The 18531-nt window shown below is 55.2% G+C and carries 19 protein-coding genes; 12 read left to right on the top strand and 7 right to left on the bottom strand.

The window, feature by feature from the left end:
- Nucleotides 1–7: 7 nt before the first annotated feature.
- Genes AOB54_02535 through AOB54_02520 form a run of 4 tightly spaced genes read right to left on the bottom strand, consistent with a single transcriptional unit; the run spans nucleotide 8 to nucleotide 6789 of the window.
- Complete coding sequence (locus tag AOB54_02535) at nucleotides 8–2878, bottom strand: DUF1156 domain-containing protein (GenBank protein ID WVN42277.1); 2871 nt, start codon at nucleotides 2876–2878, stop codon at nucleotides 8–10.
- Nucleotides 2875–6396 carry a helicase-related protein gene (locus AOB54_02530; protein WVN42276.1) on the bottom strand — a complete coding sequence of 1174 codons (3522 nt, stop codon included), beginning with the start codon at nucleotides 6394–6396 and terminating at the stop codon, nucleotides 2875–2877. Before AOB54_02530 ends, AOB54_02535 begins: the two co-directional genes overlap by 4 nt.
- A complete protein-coding gene (locus AOB54_02525) occupies nucleotides 6386–6571 on the bottom strand; it encodes a helix-turn-helix domain-containing protein (protein ID WVN42275.1) in 186 nt (61 codons plus the stop codon). The genes AOB54_02530 and AOB54_02525 overlap by 11 nt, the downstream gene beginning before the upstream one ends.
- A complete protein-coding gene (locus tag AOB54_02520) occupies nucleotides 6568–6789 on the bottom strand; it encodes a helix-turn-helix domain-containing protein (protein WVN42274.1) in 222 nt (73 codons plus the stop codon). The genes AOB54_02525 and AOB54_02520 overlap by 4 nt, the downstream gene beginning before the upstream one ends.
- Nucleotides 6790–6951: 162 nt before the next feature.
- Between AOB54_02520 and AOB54_02515 the strand changes: the two genes are divergently transcribed.
- Nucleotides 6952–7521: a hypothetical protein gene (locus AOB54_02515; protein WVN42273.1), complete on the top strand. Its 570-nt coding sequence runs from the start codon at nucleotides 6952–6954 to the stop codon at nucleotides 7519–7521.
- A 274-nt stretch (nucleotides 7522–7795) separates the two neighbouring features.
- On the top strand, nucleotides 7796–8101 hold the full coding sequence (locus tag AOB54_02510) for a DUF4236 domain-containing protein (GenBank protein WVN42272.1): 306 nt from the start codon (nucleotides 7796–7798) through the stop codon (nucleotides 8099–8101).
- Here the strand turns inward: AOB54_02510 and AOB54_02505 are convergent.
- From AOB54_02505 to AOB54_02495, 3 genes are read right to left on the bottom strand one after another with little or no spacing between them, the layout of a single operon-like run.
- Complete coding sequence (locus tag AOB54_02505) at nucleotides 8079–8480, bottom strand: hypothetical protein (protein ID WVN42271.1); 402 nt, start codon at nucleotides 8478–8480, stop codon at nucleotides 8079–8081. The two genes, AOB54_02510 and AOB54_02505, sit on opposite strands and share 23 nt — an antisense overlap.
- Nucleotides 8477–9835, bottom strand: coding sequence for a recombinase family protein (locus AOB54_02500; protein ID WVN42270.1), 1359 nt, complete (start codon nucleotides 9833–9835; stop codon nucleotides 8477–8479). The genes AOB54_02505 and AOB54_02500 overlap by 4 nt, the downstream gene beginning before the upstream one ends.
- Nucleotides 9835–10281, bottom strand: a complete 447-nt coding sequence (locus AOB54_02495) for a DUF2924 domain-containing protein (protein WVN42269.1) — start codon at nucleotides 10279–10281, stop codon at nucleotides 9835–9837. The genes AOB54_02500 and AOB54_02495 overlap by 1 nt, the downstream gene beginning before the upstream one ends.
- 575 nt (nucleotides 10282–10856) lie before the next feature.
- Here AOB54_02495 and AOB54_02490 point away from each other — a divergent pair.
- From AOB54_02490 to AOB54_02445, 10 genes are all read left to right on the top strand, one after another.
- Complete coding sequence (locus AOB54_02490; protein WVN42268.1) at nucleotides 10857–11414, top strand: hypothetical protein; 558 nt, start codon at nucleotides 10857–10859, stop codon at nucleotides 11412–11414.
- Complete coding sequence (locus tag AOB54_02485) at nucleotides 11411–12181, top strand: hypothetical protein (GenBank protein WVN42267.1); 771 nt, start codon at nucleotides 11411–11413, stop codon at nucleotides 12179–12181. The genes AOB54_02490 and AOB54_02485 overlap by 4 nt, the downstream gene beginning before the upstream one ends.
- A gap of 117 nt (nucleotides 12182–12298) precedes the next feature.
- Complete coding sequence (locus tag AOB54_02480; protein ID WVN42266.1) at nucleotides 12299–12874, top strand: sigma factor; 576 nt, start codon at nucleotides 12299–12301, stop codon at nucleotides 12872–12874.
- A 545-nt stretch (nucleotides 12875–13419) separates the two neighbouring features.
- Nucleotides 13420–13944, top strand: coding sequence for a hypothetical protein (locus AOB54_02475; protein ID WVN42265.1), 525 nt, complete (start codon nucleotides 13420–13422; stop codon nucleotides 13942–13944).
- Nucleotides 13944–14729: an ATP-binding protein gene (locus AOB54_02470; protein ID WVN42264.1), complete on the top strand. Its 786-nt coding sequence runs from the start codon at nucleotides 13944–13946 to the stop codon at nucleotides 14727–14729. Before AOB54_02475 ends, AOB54_02470 begins: the two co-directional genes overlap by 1 nt.
- A 21-nt stretch (nucleotides 14730–14750) precedes the next feature.
- Nucleotides 14751–15266, top strand: coding sequence for a DUF669 domain-containing protein (locus AOB54_02465; protein WVN42263.1), 516 nt, complete (start codon nucleotides 14751–14753; stop codon nucleotides 15264–15266).
- A gap of 15 nt (nucleotides 15267–15281) precedes the next feature.
- Nucleotides 15282–15668, top strand: a complete 387-nt coding sequence (locus tag AOB54_02460; protein WVN42262.1) for a hypothetical protein — start codon at nucleotides 15282–15284, stop codon at nucleotides 15666–15668.
- Nucleotides 15661–16632 (top strand): PD-(D/E)XK nuclease family protein, encoded by a 972-nt coding sequence (locus AOB54_02455; protein ID WVN42261.1) that lies wholly within the window; start codon nucleotides 15661–15663, stop codon nucleotides 16630–16632. Before AOB54_02460 ends, AOB54_02455 begins: the two co-directional genes overlap by 8 nt.
- Complete coding sequence (locus tag AOB54_02450) at nucleotides 16629–18206, top strand: DEAD/DEAH box helicase family protein (protein WVN42260.1); 1578 nt, start codon at nucleotides 16629–16631, stop codon at nucleotides 18204–18206. Before AOB54_02455 ends, AOB54_02450 begins: the two co-directional genes overlap by 4 nt.
- A gap of 125 nt (nucleotides 18207–18331) precedes the next feature.
- Nucleotides 18332–18526 carry a DUF6511 domain-containing protein gene (locus AOB54_02445; GenBank protein WVN42259.1) on the top strand — a complete coding sequence of 65 codons (195 nt, stop codon included), beginning with the start codon at nucleotides 18332–18334 and terminating at the stop codon, nucleotides 18524–18526.
- Nucleotides 18527–18531 lie beyond the last annotated feature (5 nt).

Below are 18531 nucleotides of genomic sequence, written 5' to 3'. Positions count from 1 at the left end.
TCTTCCCTCAAATTTCGAGCTTGGTCTGCGATCCTAAGTGCCCCTTCTCATGGGATGCGGCTTCGATGCCAGTCCAGGATGTAATCAGTTCGTTGTAGGCCCTGGCGTCCTCCGCCCAGCCTTTGCGCTCGCAAAGCGTGTAGAGCCGATAGGCAAGGTTCCGAATCGGCTCTGCTCTCTGGGGCATACCGGCGAGCAGCGCACCTGCTGCCGACTCACCCGCGGTACGAAGTTCACGGATCATTTGATGCAAAGCCTCCCAGACAGGCGTGTTGTTATCGTTCTCTGGCAACCAATCTGGTGGATATTCGATAGGTCTAAACAGTCGAACTTGCCCTGACGTCGCTTCTACGACCCCAGCTTCTCTCAGCCGATCTACGCTTGTTCCCTTTGCGCGCGCTAGAACTGTTGCCTTTCCGAATTCTCCTCCGACCCATGATTGCTCATCAAACCACCCCAAGCAAAACTGAGTGTCTGCATCAAACTCATCGGACCCTTCGGTCAGCATCCTGTTGATAAGAGTGAGAGCGGTATGGACGGTCATTGGGCTGCCATCCGCCTCTAGCACGGCGGTATATCTGGAAAAGATCGCCATACCAGGCCCAATCACAGCCTGAGCGAGGTCCACTGGGGCAACCGGTGAAACGCCGTCGCCTCCGCCGATCATCACTTCGACGGCTTCGGCCATCTCCTCCTTGAGCTCCTTCAAGAATTCACGTCGAGAGATGGTCCCTGCGGTGGGATCGCGCTTTTTGCAAACCAAGACAATGCTTGACGCAAGAGCATTTGTTCCTTGCCCCACCATGCGGCTCTCGTTCTCTGTTCTCATCGGCCACGTGCCAGTAATGGAGAACCCTGCCCGCAACACAGCCTCAAGGAATGTTTCCCAACCTGTGTTTCCGGTGCCTACATCAGTGGTTTCCGACTGCTTAAACGCGTAATAGATAGTCGTCGGAAAGGCGGGGTGCACCTGATCAGCCACTCGACTCATCGCATCGGTCATCCCATCCAAGAAAAAGAGCTCGGCTTTCTCTTTCCCTCCGTGTCGATACGGCGTCGCCACTAGTTCCTCTGCTTTCGGAACTGCCATCGTAGAGAATAGGTGAGGGAATACCTCTCGAAGCGAACGCCGCATCCATACGTAAAAGAAATCCGATAGATCCGCATAGCCAATGTTGTCGTAATAGGGGGGATCGGTCGACACAACCTTACCCTGAGACACGGTCTGCCTTTGGGCGTCGGCCTGCTGAACAGTCCCTCGATACCATCCTTCAACATCGGCGAACGCTTTGAGGAACGCTTTCGTTACGCCGTCCAAGAATACTTCCCAGGCGCCTGAACTTGTCGAGAATGGATTTGCTTCGGCGAAGTCCCAAATCATCGGTATCGCCTGACGACCGAATAGCTGTCGGGGACATTGCGCCACAGGCTCCCACCTCACTAGCGTGTTCCCGATGTCAGCCATCTTGTCGAGAACGAATGTCAAGTAAACCGATATCGATTCCGCATATGCGGTCGCTCCACTTCCACCATCGCGCAAACCCAAACCATCATCTTTCATGCCGCCCTTTATCGCATTGGCTTTTGCCTTTGCGCGAACTTCATGAATCAAATCTGAAAACGTATTGAGTGCCAAGAGTTGGCGGTTGGTGAACAAGCTGCCGTAGCTTTTCAATCCAAATAGCGGCGGCGAAAACCAGCGGGGGTTCTCAGGCATCTCAACTTCTGGCCTCCAGCTCGGAACCGCAGTCTTTGCAAGACGTTCCATCTCTGGACTTGCTGACAAATAAACGCGTCCACGGCGCCCTTCCACGACTACTGCCATTAATCTCTCACCCAAACGACCCTCATTCGCCTCGGCGATGACGTGTTTTGGGTCAATCGGCGAATCGGATATGAGACATTTGAAATTCGCGCCACGGCCTAGCTTCGTACCGCTTTTCGCACTCTCGGGAGGTTTCCCCAGCCTTACCTCAAAGAAATATTCATTACCTTTGACTACTGGTTGGACATAGGCTTCTTTCCCACTCTTGCTGGAAATGATGAATGTGGACGCCAGCGGCACGTCCACATGCGAGTAGGCAGGATTCGGACTCTTGACTGTTCTAGTCCAAATCCATGCAATCACATTTGCCTTGCCGCCTCCATGCTCTTTCGGCAACTCGACTTGGGGATAGAACTTACCAATCCTCTTAAACGCCTCATCACGTAGCCATATCCCATACCTGTGGACGTCCAATCCCAAACCATTTGCGCCCGACCATTCGGAGCCAAGTTTCATCTGGCGCTCGTCTGGTGCTTCCGGCCCGATCGGCTTCATTCCAGCAAATTTCGGCGGAATCTCAATCATTGCCTTGTTGATCAAGACTGCGACTGGATTCAAGTCCGTCGCATAACTTGAAAACCCCAGCCTTTGGCCCTCCAACGGCAATGCACCACCACCCGCAAACGGGTCATGAAACTCTGGGAGAACATCTGGATTGAAGAGCTCATTGGCGTTAGGATGCCCACGATTGAGCTCGCAAGTCTCTCGCCAACTCTTTTTTATTTCCTGCCGCGCCTCCGCAAGAACATCTTGATTGCTCGTGTTCTCCCAAAGAACCAACTTGCGAATGATTCCGAAGAGACGTTCTCTCTCTTGTTTTGCCTTTTCCTTGTTCACCCCACGACCAAGGTTTCTTTCATAGCCTGGATCGTTGACCATCTGAGCAAATATCACAGCACGCGCCGCTGCTAGAGGACGTCTAGCCCACCACAAATGAAGGGTTGACGGGTGCCCGTTGCGAACTGATTTTTCGTGCGAAGCGGCGATATTGATATCGTCGAGTGGCAAAGCCACTTCGATCAGCTTCTTCGGTGCTTTGATTGGTGTCGTCATGTTGCTTGTGCCCTTTCGAGCAAGGACGCGAGGTCCAAGTTGATACTGGTCACCGCCCAGTCGGGCTCTTGCGTGAATGGGTTACGGATGTAGTGCGGTCCTTCGTGGCTGTCGCCATCGACGATCACCACAGCCAGGATGAACTTGTCCGCCTGGTTGAGCCCGTAGAGAATTTCGTTGCGGGTGACTGTGATGGTTGACTGGCCCTTGGCTCGGCCTTTGACTTCGATGTGGCGGGCCTGCGGTAGCTTCCCGTCGGATACGGGCACAACGGCCGTCAAATCCCAACCGCATTTCTCAGCCGAAACATCGATCACCTGGTGGCCCAGGGCCTCTTCGGCTTTGCGGACGGCTTCCATCGCAACACGCTCGATGCGCGCGCGGGCATCTGCATCGGCTGTCCAGGCTTGGCCCTGCGGCTCGCCGTTACGCTGAGCCAAGAGTCCGGCGGGGATCACCAGCGCGCCACCGACCACCACCGGCATCGCCGAGACCACATGGCGCATGGCTTCCAGCTCTTTGCTTCGGTTCTCCAGACGGACGGTGAGCTCGTCGATGGTTCGGCGTACGTTCTCCAACGGTAGGCGGACATCCTTGCCGGCCTGTAAGTCGGTCTTCAACTTCTCGTGGCGATCCGACCAATAGTCGATCTCCTTGACGAGGCGTTCGCGGATGGCGGCCAGGTTCTTGTCCACTTGCAGCTCGCGGCGGGAGCGGACCTCTTCAAAATGCTCGGGGACGAGCTTGTCGGAAGCATGGGCCAGCGCGACCTGCTCCAAATCCTTCTTGATCCATGGGGCATCGAGCTGGTCGGCCACCATCTTCGACTGGACCTCGTCGAGTGGGGTTAAATCCAAGTGTGGAGCCCATCCAGCGTTTTCGATGCGACCCGCCTGGTCGATCGTGACGAACTGAAGCCTGCGCGACACCACCACGCCAGACTCGCCACCTTCCTTGACGGAGTGGTCAAGCATGAGCATTAACTTGGGCTCTACGCTTTCGTCGTTGGGATTAAGCAAGACGGAGCCCTGCTTCAACTTGCTGCGGTGCTGCTCGATGGTCAGGTCGACCACCGATTGCATCAGCGGGTGGGCTGGGTGCAGAAGGCTCGCCAGGGCTTCGCCGGGCTTGTCGTCGACCCGGATGCGGCTCTTCTCGAAGCAAACCCGCTCGTATTTGGGCGTGATCGGGTTCATGTTGCGCCGATCGCGGCCTTGGATCTGGCGGTCGCGCTCTCGGATCAGAGCCGGGACATGGGTGATCTCGAAGCGGCCGAAGCCTCTAAGCTTCAAGTCGCCCCCTAGGCGGTCGAAGGCCTGCGAGAAAAAGGCCCGGATGAAGTAGGGCTGGAGCTTTCTCGCCTCGGCCTTCTCCATCTCTTCCTTTAATGCGAAGAGCCTGCGTTCGTCCATGACCTCCTCGGCCAGGGCGTTGCGGCTGATGATCTCGCGCAGCTTGTCGGTGTCGAGAGCTCCTTGGACCACCTCCTGTAAATGCTTCTTGCGGTCGGGATCTTCGCCGTAGCGGATGGCCTCGATCAAAAGGTCGCGGAGGCTCACACCATCAAAGACTTCACCTAGGATGTCGAAAACCCGGCCGCCTAGGGCCTTCCGCTCGATTTCGATTTTGTCGAAGAGCTTCTGGAAGACATCGCCCTCGCGAGTCTCATTCGCCACCATGTTCCAGAGATGGCAAACCTGCGTCTGGCCAATGCGGTGGATGCGACCGAAGCGCTGCTCCAAGCGGTTGGGGTTCCACGGCAGGTCGTAATTGACCATCAAGTTGGCGTTTTGCAGGTTCACGCCTTCGCCGGCAGCGTCGGTGGCTAAAAGGACCCGGGTGTCCTTGTCGTTGCGGAATAGCTCCTGGACCTTGCGGCGGTCCTCGCGATGCACGCCACCGTGGATCATGTTGACGGCCTCATGCTTGCCCAGCAGCCCGCGGATGCGGTCGGCCAGGTAGTTGAGAGTGTCGCGGTGCTCGGTGAAGATGATGAGCTTGCGCTGCAAGCCATCGGGCCCGCGCATCTCCGGCGTGTTTTGTAGGATTTCGCGGAGCTCTTCCCACTTACGGTCCTGGCCGCCATCGCGTAGCGCCTTGGCCTTCTTCTCCAAGTGCTCGAGGGTGAAGACTTCCGCTTCGAGCTCGGCGATGGTCTGTGCCGCCGTCGCCTGGTCAACGACCTCTTCTTCGAAGTTCTCGTAGTCCTCCGGGGCCATATCGTCCTCGGAGTCCCAGATGTTCTCCGGGGCTTGGTCGGCGAAAATTTCGGAGGCGGCGATCTTGCCGCCGCGCTGCTTGATCTTCTCTTCCTCGATGCGGCGCTTGAGCTTGTCGCGGCGGCGCTTCAAGGATTGATAGATGGCCTCGGGACTAGAGGCGAGTCGGCGCTGCAAGGCCGTCAAAGCGAAGCCCACCGTGCCCTTGCGCTTCCCATCCAACGCATCGGCCCGGTTCATCTCCTCCTTCACGTAGGTCGTCACCAAGTTGTAGAGCTCGGCCTCGGCCTCGGAGAGCTTGTAGTTGGCGGTGTAGGCGATGCGCTCAGGGAATAGACGGGTGCCGTCAAACTTCAAGAGGTCTTCCTTGACCATTCGGCGCATGAGGTCGGAGACGTCAACCTTGTGGGCGCCGTCGCGGAACTTGCCGTAGAAGCGGTCGGAGTCCAGCAGCGACAGAAAAAGCTGGAAGTCCTCTTCCTTCCCGTTGTGAGGCGTGGCGGTCATCAGCAGGAAGTGGCGCGTGATCGAGCCCAGGAGTTGTCCCAGCTTGAATCGCTTGGTTTCGTTGATCTTGGTGCCGAACCAGGTGGCCGATAGCTTGTGGGCTTCATCGACCACTACCAGGTCGAAGCGGCTGAGCTTCAGCTTCTCCTGGAGCTCTTCGCTGCGGGAGAGCTGGTCAAGTCGCGCGACCACCAGGTCATGGTCTTCAAAGGGGTTACCTGTGCGGCTTTGATCCACCAGCTCACGGGAGAAGACCGTGAACGACAGGCCAAACTTCTCGTAAAGCTCGTCCTGCCATTGCTCGACCAGGCTCCCGGGGGAAACGATCAGCACGCGAGCAGCGTCTGCGCGCATCAGGAGCTCGCGGATTAAGAGGCCCGCCATGATGGTTTTGCCGGCGCCGGGGTCGTCGGCGAGCACAAAGCGCAGCGGCTGCCTGGGAAGCATTGATTCGTAGACTGCCGTAATCTGGTGGGGTAGCGGCTCCACGTTGGAGGTGTGCACCGCCATCATCGGATCGAACAAGTGAGCCAGGTTGATCCGAATAGCCTCCGCCGCGAGCTTGAAACCCTCCCCGTCGGCGTCGAAGCTCCATGGCCGACCAGCAGTAGCGATGGACAGATCTACTTCGTTTGATCGGAACAGCATCCGATCGCGAAGGCTCCCGTCTTCCGTCCGATAGACGACAGTGATGGCGTTGTCACCGACCGGATCCACGCTCACCACGCGGACTGTCTTGCCCGGCTCAATGCCTGCGACCAAAGCGCCCTTTGTGATTTCTTCAAGTTTCAAGGGCGCCTCCTTGGGAGTTTTCTTCTGATTGCCTTTTAATCCAAGAGTCGATGTCGGCCTTAGAAAACCCCCAGCTCCCGCCCACCTTAAAAGCCGGGATCTGCTTGGCTCCTGCTAGCCGATAGATCGTTCGCTCGGTGACCTTGAGGTAGTCGGCGACTGCCCCGATGGTCATGCTGGGCTCCCCGCTTTGTTTAATTTCCTCGCTTTCACGGCTACTTTTTGTGCATCAATCCACCCTTGAATATCCTGCAGCTGGAATCTCCAGGTACCTGCCACTTTAAAGCCGGGTAGCTTCCCCTGTTGGGCCAGGCGGTAGATCGTCTTCTCATCCACGGCTAGGAACCCTGCAACGTCGCGGACGGTCATGGCGGGCGGCGGCTGTTCGGCCATCGGATTTCTCCCACATAATGGATATGGTCAGTATAGTGGAAGATAGGGCAAACCAGTCCAATCTTTGCAAAGAATAATCATGATGCCGTGCAGCAGGCTCACTGGGTGATACTGAAGGAGGTTATCTTGGCCCGTGATGCTTAAGGGCTGCTGGGAGTTCTTATGACTGAGGTTCACTTAGACAGAAAACAGTTCGTCGAGGCTCTGAAGGTCATTGCGCCCAAGCGGCTAACCAAGCAAAGTCGCCAACTGCCTGTCGATCTCTCAGCCAAGGGCACGGACTTTGTCATCACACGCCCAGGCGTGCAAACGTCCTTACCTATTTTGTCTGGGGAGTGGTCGGGCTACACCACCGTCGACCTTGGCACCATTCTTAGCTTCCGAACACTGAATTTGCAGGGGCCCGCTGTTCGAATCGTTCATCGCGACGGCCGAATCTACATTGATACCTTCTCTGTGCCTGCACCTTGGGTCAATGCGGCAGACTGGATCGCTTCCATGTCGACCGATGTACGAGCCTACTCCAATCCCGACGAGCTGGGTGTTGTTATTCGTAACTGCCCCAATGGCGCAAACTGCACGGAAACCTGGGATAACCTACCTGCTGCAAAAGATCCAAGTATCCGCTTCTGTGCTGACTGCTCGAACCCAGTAAAGCTGTGTACCACGCCCTACAAAATCAGGGATGCCTTGCTTGATAACCTTGTGATCGCCATTCGGGCGGGGGGTTAAATCTATGACTGCTGAGATCCGAAACTGTGAGTTTCGCTTCAAGTGCCCTAAAGACTGGGACGCTTTAATGAAAACGCACGACCCCAAAGTTCGCCACTGCAACGAGTGCAATCGGCGAGTCGTCTATTGCAAGAAGGCCAGTGAACTACAGAAGGCGATTATCAACAATGATTGCGTTGCTGTGGAGATTAAGCAGCCAGATGATGAAGTCCGCTTGTATGTCGGCGAGGTTATGGGTTATTGAGTTAATTAGACTCCATTTAACCGCAACAGAATGAGCTTCCGTTTTCAAAGACGAATCAAGATCCTGCCGGGTCTTCGGCTTAACGTAAGCAAGACCGGCATCTCTTGGACCGTTGGTACGCGTGGAGCAAGCGTTACTGCGAGGGATGGGAAACTAACTGGTAACGTGGGGCTGCCGGGCACAGGTCTTTCATATCGAAAGCGTCTGGACTTACCTGATTCAGACCCCACCACTCAAGATCCACAGATCCCTCACCAGAGCTCTGGCGCGCCATCTTGGCTGATCCTCATCATTGTTTTGGCGGTTGGGATTTTTATTGGTCTGTCCATTCGATAGGAGTCAGGTTCAAGAACACCTGTTCTTGTAACGCCCACTCGGCTGGAAAAGGCTTAAATAAGTCTTTCATCGTCAGGTGCGGTGGATGCTTACCTTCAACGATTGACTCAACGACTCGGGGGGATAGAGTTGCGAGCCGGGAAATTCGGCTGACAAACGATGGGCTGATATTCTCTTTTTCAGCGATGTCGTAGATCGTGTTGTAAACGCCATCAAGCATCATTCGCTGCCACCTGAATCCCCGAGCGATAGCCTTGACCATGCTGTTATCGACCTTGGCCTCTTTTCGCTCAAGGACTCGAGAGCCGTCCGGTTTAATGATGATCGTTTTGACGCCTCGGCGATAAAAGTTCATCGCTATTTCAGTCGTGGGCGTCATGCTGCCTCCAACAAGTTTTCTCTCGGGCGGACGGTCTGGTTAATCAGCTTTGCAACTCCGTCGGAGACCCATTCAATCGATGCTCCATCCGGACGCACAGTGATCCGGTGGATCAGGCTTTTAACAATCCTAGCCTGCTCGGCTGGAAAGAGTTCATCCCAGACCGCATCAATAGATCGCAAGGCATCGATAGCCTCATCCTCTTCGATATCTGGTCGTAGTCTTGTTACCTCCGCAACGGCCGCTGCGGTGATTTCAGGCAGGCGCAGAACTTCTTTCACCTTCTCGATGACCACTGCCTCGATTTCACCCGCCGGGAGGCGCTGCACCTCACACGCAGCCGACCCTAGCTTGATGGCATCGGTATTGATGTAATACCTGTAGTACCTCTGTTTCTTAATCGTGTAGCCAGGCGTAAAGCAACGCCCCTCTGCGGAGTAAAGAAGCCCCTTTAAGAGGCAGGGTGCCTTCGAGTCGCGCTCAGAGCGTGCGGCTTTTTTCTGTTTCTTTTCACGATCACGGGATAGTGCTTTGTGTGCTTGATCCCAAAGCGCTTGGTCGACGATCGCCGGATGCTGGCCCGTGAAATGCTGTCCCTTGTAGGCAGCAATACCTAAGTACACCGGGTTGTTCAGAAGCTTGTAGATATAACCTTTGTCGACCAGTTTTCCTTTTCGCTCAACACCCTTTGCGGTAGTCCATGACTTCGAGGTGATGCCTTTCGCTCTGAGGTCTTTGACCAAGTTAGCCATAGAGCCAACCAGCGCAAACCGGCGAAAGATCTCTTGCACGAGTTTGCTTTCCGCCGGGTTTGGGACGAGCTTTCGTTCAGACACGTCGTAGCCAAGCGGGGGCATGCCGCCCATCCAAATACCGCGCTGTCGTGATGCGGCAATCTTATCGCGCACACGCTCACCGGCTAGCTCTCGCTCAAACTGTGCAAATGAGAGCAGGATGTTCAGCGTGAGCCGGCCCATCGATGTGGTTGTGTTGAAGGACTGCGTTACGGAGACAAATGTCACCTTGTGCTCGTCAAAGATCTCCACCAGCTTTGCAAAGTCAGCAAGCGATCGAGATAGGCGATCGATCTTGTAAACAACGATGATGTCGACAACCCCTTTCTTAATGTCGGCGATCAGCCGCTGTAGTCCGGGGCGGTCCATGTTGCCGCCGGAGTAGCCGCCGTCGTCGTAACGCTCAGGAAGTTGCAGCCATCCTTCGGCTTTTTGGCTGGAGATGTAGTTCTCGCATGCGTCGCGTTGGGCATCGAGCGAGTTGAAGTCCTGCTCAAGCCCCTCGTCAGTGGATTTGCGAGTGTAGATTGCGCAGCAGAGTTTGCGTTGAGGTGTTGCCATTAGCCGCCCCTCGAGCTTTGCAGACCAAAAAACGCCCAGCCGTTCCTGTTTGTGTCGGTGATCTCCTTCGCAATGCTTGAGAGCGACTTGTAGGGCTTGCCTTGGTAAACAAAGTGATCGTCAGCAACGGTCACCTCGTGGGTTACCCCCTTCCACTCACGAATGAGCCTTGTACCGGCAACCGGGCGGTTGTCCAGGCGCCGCTTTCGAACATGCTTTTTGCCCCCGTCTAGCTCATCGCCGAGACGCTCAAGGCGTCGAACGGTCTCCCGTTTAAGCCCGCCCAAGGCGAGCTCTTGTATCCGGTAGGCAAGCCGGCTTTCGAGGAATTGACGGTTGAATTGAGGTGCTGGTTGGTGGAATAACTGCTCCCACATCCGCCGCAGATCACTCATCGGGGCAGATTTCAGGGCGGCCACGCGGGCCAGGGTGCTACTGAGCGTCATCGGATTCCTCCTGGGTGGTCAAAACACCTGTACTAACGCTCTGTTCGGTGCGTTCAGCAAGTTGTTTGCGCTTATTCAGGAGCCTGACTGCACCCCAGCCCCATAAGGGGGCCAGCTCGGCTACGGGTAGGGTTAAGGCGGGGTTCGGGAGGGAGGGGGCATGTTTCGGCATACCTGTTATTACTGCCCGGCCACAGCTTTTTTCTCAGGGCACCGCACCAGTGATGCTGGGGTCTGTGGTCGCCAAACCCCTATTTGAGCCTCAAAAACAGGACCTCAGGCATTCCGGGGCGGCCACATGACTACTATGACAACAAAGATAATCAAGATCACTGAATACTATGAATACAGCAAAATTTTTATAAGTGCTTGATAAGTAACAACTACCAAGATTTTATTGTCATTAAAAATTCGATTTGAATTTATGAAAGTGCATATTTTTTAGCAAACTCAATATTTGAGTTAGCATAATTTAAGGTCTATTGGGCATGAGTTGAGATGTCTTTCTCATTGCGAGTCGGGCTCCTTTCGGTGGACAATTGTTCCAATCGAAACCGCAACTGAAAGGACCCCCAATGGCAGCAGTTTTCAATAAGAAGGCCGCCAAAGCTCAGGAGAAGAACAAGTCGCTGCGCGACAGCTTTTGGCCCAATGTCGACGAGGGCCTTCTGTGGGACCGAAAGTTGGTAAAGGGATTCACCGTGATCCCCAGGACGATGCCGGTTCTGATGAACATCATCGACTCACTTACCAAGAACAAGCCCGGCGGGCGCTCTTACTTCGTTCTGTGGTGCCGTGCCTTTGATCACTCTATGTTGGTCATCGACAACCCAATGACCTTCGCGTCCGAGGCAGGCTTTACTGGTGAACGTGCGCTTTCAACCTGGAAAGACCGGATGGCCTCCTTGAAACAACTCGGGTTTATCGATGCCAAAGAAGGCCCCGCAGGCCCCTACCACTATGTACTGATCTTCAACCCCCACAAGGTTATTTGGAATCTGCGAGACCAGATACAAGAGGGGTTATTTCAGCAACTCCAGGTGCGAGCTATTGATATCGGCGCCAAAGACATGGAACCAGATGTTCCGAAAGACGCTGCTAAAGACGAAGACCAAGGGAGCGAAGCGAAATGAACAAAAAATGGGAAAACGACAGCTGCGAGGCCGTGCAAGCCTATTTCACGGTCTATAGGGTTCCAGTTGCTGCGGCTCTTTGGTGTGGGATTCCTATGGGCGAGGTGGATGAACATCTGTCAATCTCCACAGAAAGTGCCAGAGGCATTTTTAAGCATCCTTATATTTCATGTCTCGAGCCGAGGTGTCGGGCTATACACGACGCGATTGAGAAGGGACTTTTGCCATGCAGTCGAGAGAATGGGAAAGTCGTAGATGAGCATGTGGCTCCCGAAAGACGTCATGTGTCCAGGCAGCATTTAAAAGATTGGATCGCATCGCAGTTTCCGTCTGACAAACCAGAATTCTTATTTGACGACATTGAGCGCAATACTCATTCAGCTATCAAAACAGATGCCTTTTTGGCGCTTCAGGCAGAACGCGATGGATTAAAGGCGAGGCTCGAGAAAGCCGCCGATGAATATCGCAATCTGAGAGCGGATAGAAATCGACTGGCAGATGAGAATGAGGCGCTGCTTGCCAAATTACAAACCCCGTCGGAGAGTGTTCCAGCGCCGCGAACAGAAGCGTCGTACCTAAACATTATCGGGTCGATGCTAAGGCTGTTTTTGATGAAGACCCCCTCAGGGCAGCCGCACTCAGTGTTTAAGAATCAGACAGCTGTGGTGGAGGCCTTGGTTGCTCATTTCCCAAGAGTTCCAGGTGTTTCTAAGCGCAACCTTGAGGAAAAGTTTCCGCTTGCATTGAATCAACTGGATCAGACATGACCCCGTATTTTTCGTCCGCTGCCGCAACTGCGGAGGCCGCTACCGTAACTGCGGTGACTCACTTAAGCGAACCGGATTCAATACAAAACATGTTCAACCGCACACGAAGAGTCGAAAATGAAAATCACAGCACCCGTACAGGACGAGTACCTCCAGGCATCCATAACAGCCGCTAGGGTTCGAACAGCACAAGTTGCCGCAAGACAGGCCCTATCACAGGCCGAGCGCGAGGACTTTGAGCAGGAAATAACACTAGCGTTGCTTGAGCGTAGAGACCGGTTTGACCCCACGAAGGGCAGTCTCGGCACCTTCACCGGCATGATCAGCAAAAACCGGTCAATTGAGCTGGTACACGACCTTATTGGCCAACGAACTATCTTTTGGGGCGGATTCACTGGATCTGCCGCGAACGATCCCGATATGGGAAGACCCCTCGAGGCACGGGAAGAAGTGGCCTACGCAGCGTCGGAACTGGATGACGATGTTTTCCCTCGGGCTACGCATAGCCACGATTCAAGCGTAGCCACGGCTTTTATGAATAGTGAGCAACAGGCTATTTATGACCTTTTGCGTACTCACCAGGACATTGCCGACGCTGTAAAAGCGTCTGGCATGAGCACTGCAACTTTCTACCGCCGTCTTACCGACTTGCGCATGCATTTGCGAATGTTTGGTATTCGGCCGGCCGCATAACTGATTGCGGGGTGCCTGAGAAAAAAAAGCACTCCGCGCAGTAAGAACACTTAAGAGCAACACAAGCGCCACGCCCTCGGGCGGCGGCGATAGGCCAACTCACGCCCGGAGATCTGAACTTGTACGACGACACATTGAAATTTAAGGCCACAAGCCATGCCTCTGTAGACCAGAGGGTAAGTGTGGGGGGCGTTTCGCAACCCCCAATAGGAACAGAAAAACTGACCGAACCAGCTCTGTGCGACTGGATCGCGACGGCGGCGGCAGGTGATGCGATTCAGTATCACGAGGGCTTCTTGATTATGGATCGATCCGATTCGTTCAGCGGCCTGCCATACCGTGAGCGACAACGACTCAACGCACTTGCGAAACGGGCGTGGATTGCTTGTGAGCTAGGGCTTGTTCACCTGTTCAGTAACAGGATTGCTGAGTGTCATTACAAGTACATAGCGGTCCGCGCAAACACTAATCACACGCCACCTGAAATCAGGAGCCGTCTCAAATCCGCCACCCCCACCAACCACGCCAACTGAAAGCGAGCTCCCATGACACCTGAGTCTGACGTGCTGGATGAAATTGGGCAGTTGTATGTCGCAGAGCTTGAGGGCCTGCCACTGTCCGAGATTGACCAGCTATTGAAAAAAACAAATCACACCAAGGAGACAGCCCGTCACTACGAGCAACTCCTGCAGTCTGAACTCAACCGTCGATTTGCAGAGCGGGCGCACGCCTTGCGCAAGGACGAGGGAAAGGATACCGGCCGGGTTCGGTTTGAAAACGATGGATATGTCGTTATCGCTGATCTGCCCAAACGCACTGAGTACGACCAACTGAAGCTACGTGATGCTGTTGACGCACTGCGCAAGTGGGGCGAGGACCCGAACAACTACGTTGGTATCGAGGTCACGGTCTCCGAGTCGAAATACAACGCCTGGCCACCAGCAGTGCGTGCGCTTTTTGAGCCTGCACGAACGCTAAAGACCGGCAAGCCCAGTTATCGGTTGGAGCAAATCGACGTTAGCCGTATGCCCGCCGCAGCCAATGACCCCCACTACGAAGGAAACCACTAATGGCCATCACACTCGCACAGCTCACCCGAGCAGCAGAACCTAAACCGCCACGCATCTTGATCCACGGTGTGGCAGGTGTCGGCAAGACCACTTTTGCCTCTGAGGCAAACAACCCGGTATTTATTCAAACCGAAGATGGGCTGGGCACCTTACCGGCTACCCACTTCCCACTGGCCCGAACCTACGAAGAGGTCCTTGAATCGTTGGGATCGCTCTATACAGAGGACCACGACTTTAGGACCGTGGTGATCGATAGCGTGGACTGGCTTGAGCCACTCGTGTGGGCAAAAGCCTGCCGCGATAACGGCTGGAACTCGATTGAGGATGCGGGCTATGGAAAAGGCTACGTGGCTTGCTTAGGCCTGTGGCGCCAATACGTGGACGGGCTTAACGCGCTAAGAGATGAGCGGGGCATGGCGGTTGTCCAGATTGCACACACCGATATCAAACGCTTTGACTCGCCCGAACACGATCCGTACGACCGCTACGTCATCAAGCTTCATACCCGTGCAGCCGCACTGCTGCAAGAGCACTCGGATGTGGTTTTGTTTGCAAATTACAGAATTTCAACCGTCAAGGCAGACGTCGGCTTCAACAAAAAAGTCAGTCGCGCCGTGGGGTCGGGCGAACGTGTAATTCACACAGTCGAACGCCCAGCCTTCTTGGCCAAGAACCGTTATGACCTGCCCGACACGCTTCCCCTTGAGTGGCAGGCGTTTGCGCAGGCCATGCCCCCGAGCGTTCAACACATGTTGATTTCTACCCACGCAACCCCCGCCAACTGAAACTGAAAAAGGAGTATCGAAATGGCATCCCTAGGACAAACCTTTGACGCATCTTCCATTGAACCCAGCAATGGCTACGAAATCTACCCGCCCGGCAAGTACCTCGCCCAGATTACACACTCTGAGATGCGCGTGACGAAGGACGGCAACGGCCAGTATCTGTATCTTGAGCTCGATATTTTGGACGGTCAGTACGCAGGCCGAAAGCTTTTCGATCGGCTCAACCTCATTAACGCCAACCCTGACACCGTTCAGATCGCGCAGCGCACGCTGTCATCGATCTGCCGAGCGGTGGGCAAGCTCCAGGTCAGTAACTCTGAGCAGCTGCACCTGATTCCTCTGATTGCAGATGTGCGTGTGCGCCCGCCAAAGGGCATGTATGGCGAGTCAAACTCGATTCGCTATCTGCCCCGCAGTGGCGCGGCCCAGCCCGTTGGCACACCCGCTGCCGCCCCAGCACCAGTGGCAAGAGCAGGTGTGGTGGCAACGCCCAACGCACCGGCTGCCAACGGCTTGCCTTGGAAACGCCAGGCGTAAATGGAGATGCAGCATATGGCAGATACCTTCCACACCCAGGACCAGATTCGTATTCCTGAGACGGCACAAGCCTGCAAGGAGCGGCTTGCCGCTTTGCAGGGTGAAATCTCATCCATACGGATTCAGATCGCCACGACCGACATTCGTCGGCAGGCGGAGAAGAAAACACTGGATGCGGGTTGGTATCACAGGGCAAAGACAGCGCTTCGCTTAAAGCAACAGGAGCAGGCGCTGATCAATGCCCGCCTGGCGCAATTTAATACTGGCTGCGACAAGCCCCGTGAGAAGTTAAAAGACGCCATCATCGAGGTGGTTCGCTCTGACTTTGATGATCAGCAGTGGGCGAGCCTGGTTCAGCGCGCAAAGCAGCTGGCTGATACCCAAGGGGCCAGTCATGGCTGAGTTGCCAATCAAGCTTTGCGCAACGCGTGAGGCCATCTTCTCCGCGTATGAGGCCGATAGCGGTGACGGCTTTCGCAGTCACCTCGGCGCCTCGCTGATCGGAAAGCCCTGTGAGCGGGCGCTCTTTTACGACTTTCGCTGGGTGACGCGTGCCAAGCACGAGGGCCGGTTATTACGGCTCTTTGAAACTGGACAGTTGGAAGAAGCCAGGCTCGTGCTGAACCTTCGTCGTGTCGGTGCCACGGTGCTAGAAGTCGACCCGGAAACAGGGCGGCAGTTTCGTGTGCAGGCCCATGGCGGGCACTTCGGCGGATCTTTAGATGGCGTGGCCATCAAACTGCTAGAGGCACCCAAGACGTGGCATGTCTTGGAGTTCAAGACCCACTCCAATAAAAGCTTTAACGATCTCGTGGCTAAGACCGTGCGCGAGAGTAAACCCCAGCACTTCGCACAGATGCAGATTTATATGCATCTCATGGGAATGACGCGTGCGATGTACATGGCGGTCAACAAAGACAACGACGACCTTTACATCGAGCGTGTGGAGGTCGACACGGAATTCGCCAAGGGTTTACTTGCAAAGGCCGAGCGGATCATCTTTGCCAAAGATGCGCCTGCCCGTATCTCAGAGGACCCCTCTTGGTATCAGTGCCGTATGTGTGATCACGCAGCGGTTTGTCATGGCTCAAGCGCGGCGCCTTCAGCGGCCGAGATCAACTGCCGCACCTGCTTGCATTCAAGCCCGGTTGAGGGCGGCTGGCAGTGCGAGCGCCACCAAAAAAAACTAAGCGAGATGGATCAGCGCCAGGCGTGTGAGCACCACCTCTTTTTGCCATCGCTAGTCTGCGGCATCCAAGTGGATGCTGGCAGTCAGTGGGTGGAGTACCAGATGGCTGACGGCCGCTTATGGCGAGACGTTGGCATTCATAAGCAAACGCAACCGACTATAGGAGCAACCGTATGACACTCACGTTACGCCCGTACCAAGACGCCGCCATCAATGGCATCTACAACTACTTTCACGAAAGCACCGGTAATCCGCTTGTTGTGATTCCGACCGCCGGGGGCAAGTCGCTGGTGATGGCCAAGTTTGTAGAGGGTGTCTTAAAGAACTACCCTGATCAACGCATTCTGATCGTGACCCATGTGCAAGAGCTCATCGAGCAGAATTACAAGGAACTCATGCGCTTGTGGCCCGACGCCCCGGCTGGAATCTACTCGGCAGGCTTAAAGCAGCGCGATATCCATGCACGCATCTTGTTTGCGGGTATTCAGTCCATCTACAAACACGTTTATGAGGTGCAGCAGTGCGATCTGGTTCTGATTGATGAGGCGCATTTAATCCCCCGGACCTCCAACACCCGGTATTGCTCTTTTCTGGCCGGGCTCAAAAGACTCAACCCCGATCTCAAAGTCATTGGGCTCACGGCCACCCCGTATCGCCTCGACTCTGGTCTTCTGCATGAGGGCGACGATGCCGTGTTTACCGACATCGCCTATGAGGCGACCGTACGGGAGTTGATTGATCAGGGCTATTTGGCACCGGTCGTTTCCAAGAAGATGAATACCGAGCTTGACGTTACCGGGGTTCGGACCCAAGGCGGGGAGTTTGTCGCCAAGGAACTTGAGGCGGCTGTCGATAAAGACAGCATCACGCAGGCGGCGGTCGATGAGATCTTGGAGTACGGCAAGACACGCAAGAGCTGGATTGTGTTTTGCGCTGGAGTGAAGCACGCTCACCACGTTCGTGATGCGATTCGCGCCCGTGGCATCAGTTGCGAGACGATTGTGGGGGATACGCCAAGCCATGAGCGTGAGCGCATCATCGCTGACTTTAAGGCGGGCAAGATTCGCTGCCTAACAAACGCCAATGTCTTGACGACAGGCTTTAACGCACCGGCAGTGGATCTGATTGCGATGCTTCGACCCACCAAGTCGGCAGGTCTTTATGTGCAGATCGTGGGCAGGGGTTGCAGGCTTGCACCAGGCAAGACCGATTGCTTGGTTTTGGACTTCGCAGGCAACATCGCGCGCCACGGCCCCATAGATGCTGTAAAGCCTAAGCGCCCTAAAGGTGGTGACGATGGCGTTGCGCCAACGAAAGCCTGCCCTGATTGCAACAGTATTGTTCATGCATCGGTGCGCGAGTGTCCGGACTGCGGGCACATCTTCCCGCCACCACAGCTCAAGATCGATACAAAAGCCAGCACGCTGGATATTCTGAGTAACCGCAACTCGCAATGGGTGCCTGTCACTCGGGTGAGCTATGCCAAGCATGACAAGCCCGGCAAGCCCCCATCACTGCGAGTTGATTACTGGAGTGGCCTGGCTCACCACAGCGAATGGATCTGTATCGAGCACACCGGCTATCCACGGCAAAAGGCTGCCTCTTGGTGGGCTAATCGCGCACCGGGGCTGCCATTACCCAAGCGGGTAGATGACGCATTGGCCTGCGCGCAACAGTTGAAGTGCCCAGCCGAGATCGCAGTGCGGTCATCAGGCCGCTATATGGAGGTTGTCGGGGCGCGCTTTCAGTGATCTGCGCGATATGTCGGCGGGCACCCCGAGGCTTTGGCTACGAGCCCGCCTTAACCAGACAAGAGGGGCCGCGCACGGAGTACTGCTCTATGCGCTGCCTTGATATTGGAAGCAGGCTTAAAGGAATGATTAACCCAAACAAACACGAACAGACGGCGCTTGCTGCTGCCAGTCGGGATGGTGGGGTCTACGTGGAACTCACCGGCAAAACGGATCTGGTGACCTGGACCGAGCAGGAGTGGGCGACGTTGATTGATGTGATCGTGACATCGTTTCAAGACTCCTTGCGGGAGTCTTATGGCGATGACCCACCGTTTTAAGGAGC

It is taken from the genome of beta proteobacterium MWH-UniP1 (assembly GCA_036362785.1).
In the GTDB taxonomy this organism is placed as follows: Bacteria; Pseudomonadota; Gammaproteobacteria; order Burkholderiales; family Burkholderiaceae_A; genus Lacustribacter.
Note: the sequence above shows the minus strand (reverse complement) of the source record. Positions and strands in the feature narration are given on the sequence as shown.

Bases quoted from the DNA above. Each gene is read 5' to 3' on its own strand.
- AOB54_02485 (WVN42267.1), top strand. From the start codon at position 11,411: ATGAACAAAAAATGGGAAAACGACAGCTGCGAGGCCGTGCAAGCCTAT.
- AOB54_02495 (WVN42269.1), bottom strand. From the start codon at position 10,281: ATGACGCTCAGTAGCACCCTGGCCCGCGTGGCCGCCCTGAAATCTGCC.
- AOB54_02460 (WVN42262.1), top strand. From the start codon at position 15,282: ATGGCAGATACCTTCCACACCCAGGACCAGATTCGTATTCCTGAGACG.
- AOB54_02500 (WVN42270.1), bottom strand. From the start codon at position 9,835: ATGGCAACACCTCAACGCAAACTCTGCTGCGCAATCTACACTCGCAAA.
- AOB54_02450 (WVN42260.1), top strand. From the start codon at position 16,629: ATGACACTCACGTTACGCCCGTACCAAGACGCCGCCATCAATGGCATC.
- AOB54_02470 (WVN42264.1), top strand. From the start codon at position 13,944: ATGGCCATCACACTCGCACAGCTCACCCGAGCAGCAGAACCTAAACCG.
- AOB54_02490 (WVN42268.1), top strand. From the start codon at position 10,857: ATGGCAGCAGTTTTCAATAAGAAGGCCGCCAAAGCTCAGGAGAAGAAC.
- AOB54_02480 (WVN42266.1), top strand. From the start codon at position 12,299: ATGAAAATCACAGCACCCGTACAGGACGAGTACCTCCAGGCATCCATA.
- AOB54_02535 (WVN42277.1), bottom strand. From the start codon at position 2,878: ATGACGACACCAATCAAAGCACCGAAGAAGCTGATCGAAGTGGCTTTG.
- AOB54_02465 (WVN42263.1), top strand. From the start codon at position 14,751: ATGGCATCCCTAGGACAAACCTTTGACGCATCTTCCATTGAACCCAGC.
- AOB54_02515 (WVN42273.1), top strand. From the start codon at position 6,952: ATGACTGAGGTTCACTTAGACAGAAAACAGTTCGTCGAGGCTCTGAAG.
- AOB54_02445 (WVN42259.1), top strand. From the start codon at position 18,332: ATGATTAACCCAAACAAACACGAACAGACGGCGCTTGCTGCTGCCAGT.
- AOB54_02525 (WVN42275.1), bottom strand. From the start codon at position 6,571: ATGACCATCGGGGCAGTCGCCGACTACCTCAAGGTCACCGAGCGAACG.
- AOB54_02455 (WVN42261.1), top strand. From the start codon at position 15,661: ATGGCTGAGTTGCCAATCAAGCTTTGCGCAACGCGTGAGGCCATCTTC.
- AOB54_02520 (WVN42274.1), bottom strand. From the start codon at position 6,789: ATGGCCGAACAGCCGCCGCCCGCCATGACCGTCCGCGACGTTGCAGGG.
- AOB54_02475 (WVN42265.1), top strand. From the start codon at position 13,420: ATGACACCTGAGTCTGACGTGCTGGATGAAATTGGGCAGTTGTATGTC.
- AOB54_02505 (WVN42271.1), bottom strand. From the start codon at position 8,480: ATGACGCCCACGACTGAAATAGCGATGAACTTTTATCGCCGAGGCGTC.
- AOB54_02510 (WVN42272.1), top strand. From the start codon at position 7,796: ATGAGCTTCCGTTTTCAAAGACGAATCAAGATCCTGCCGGGTCTTCGG.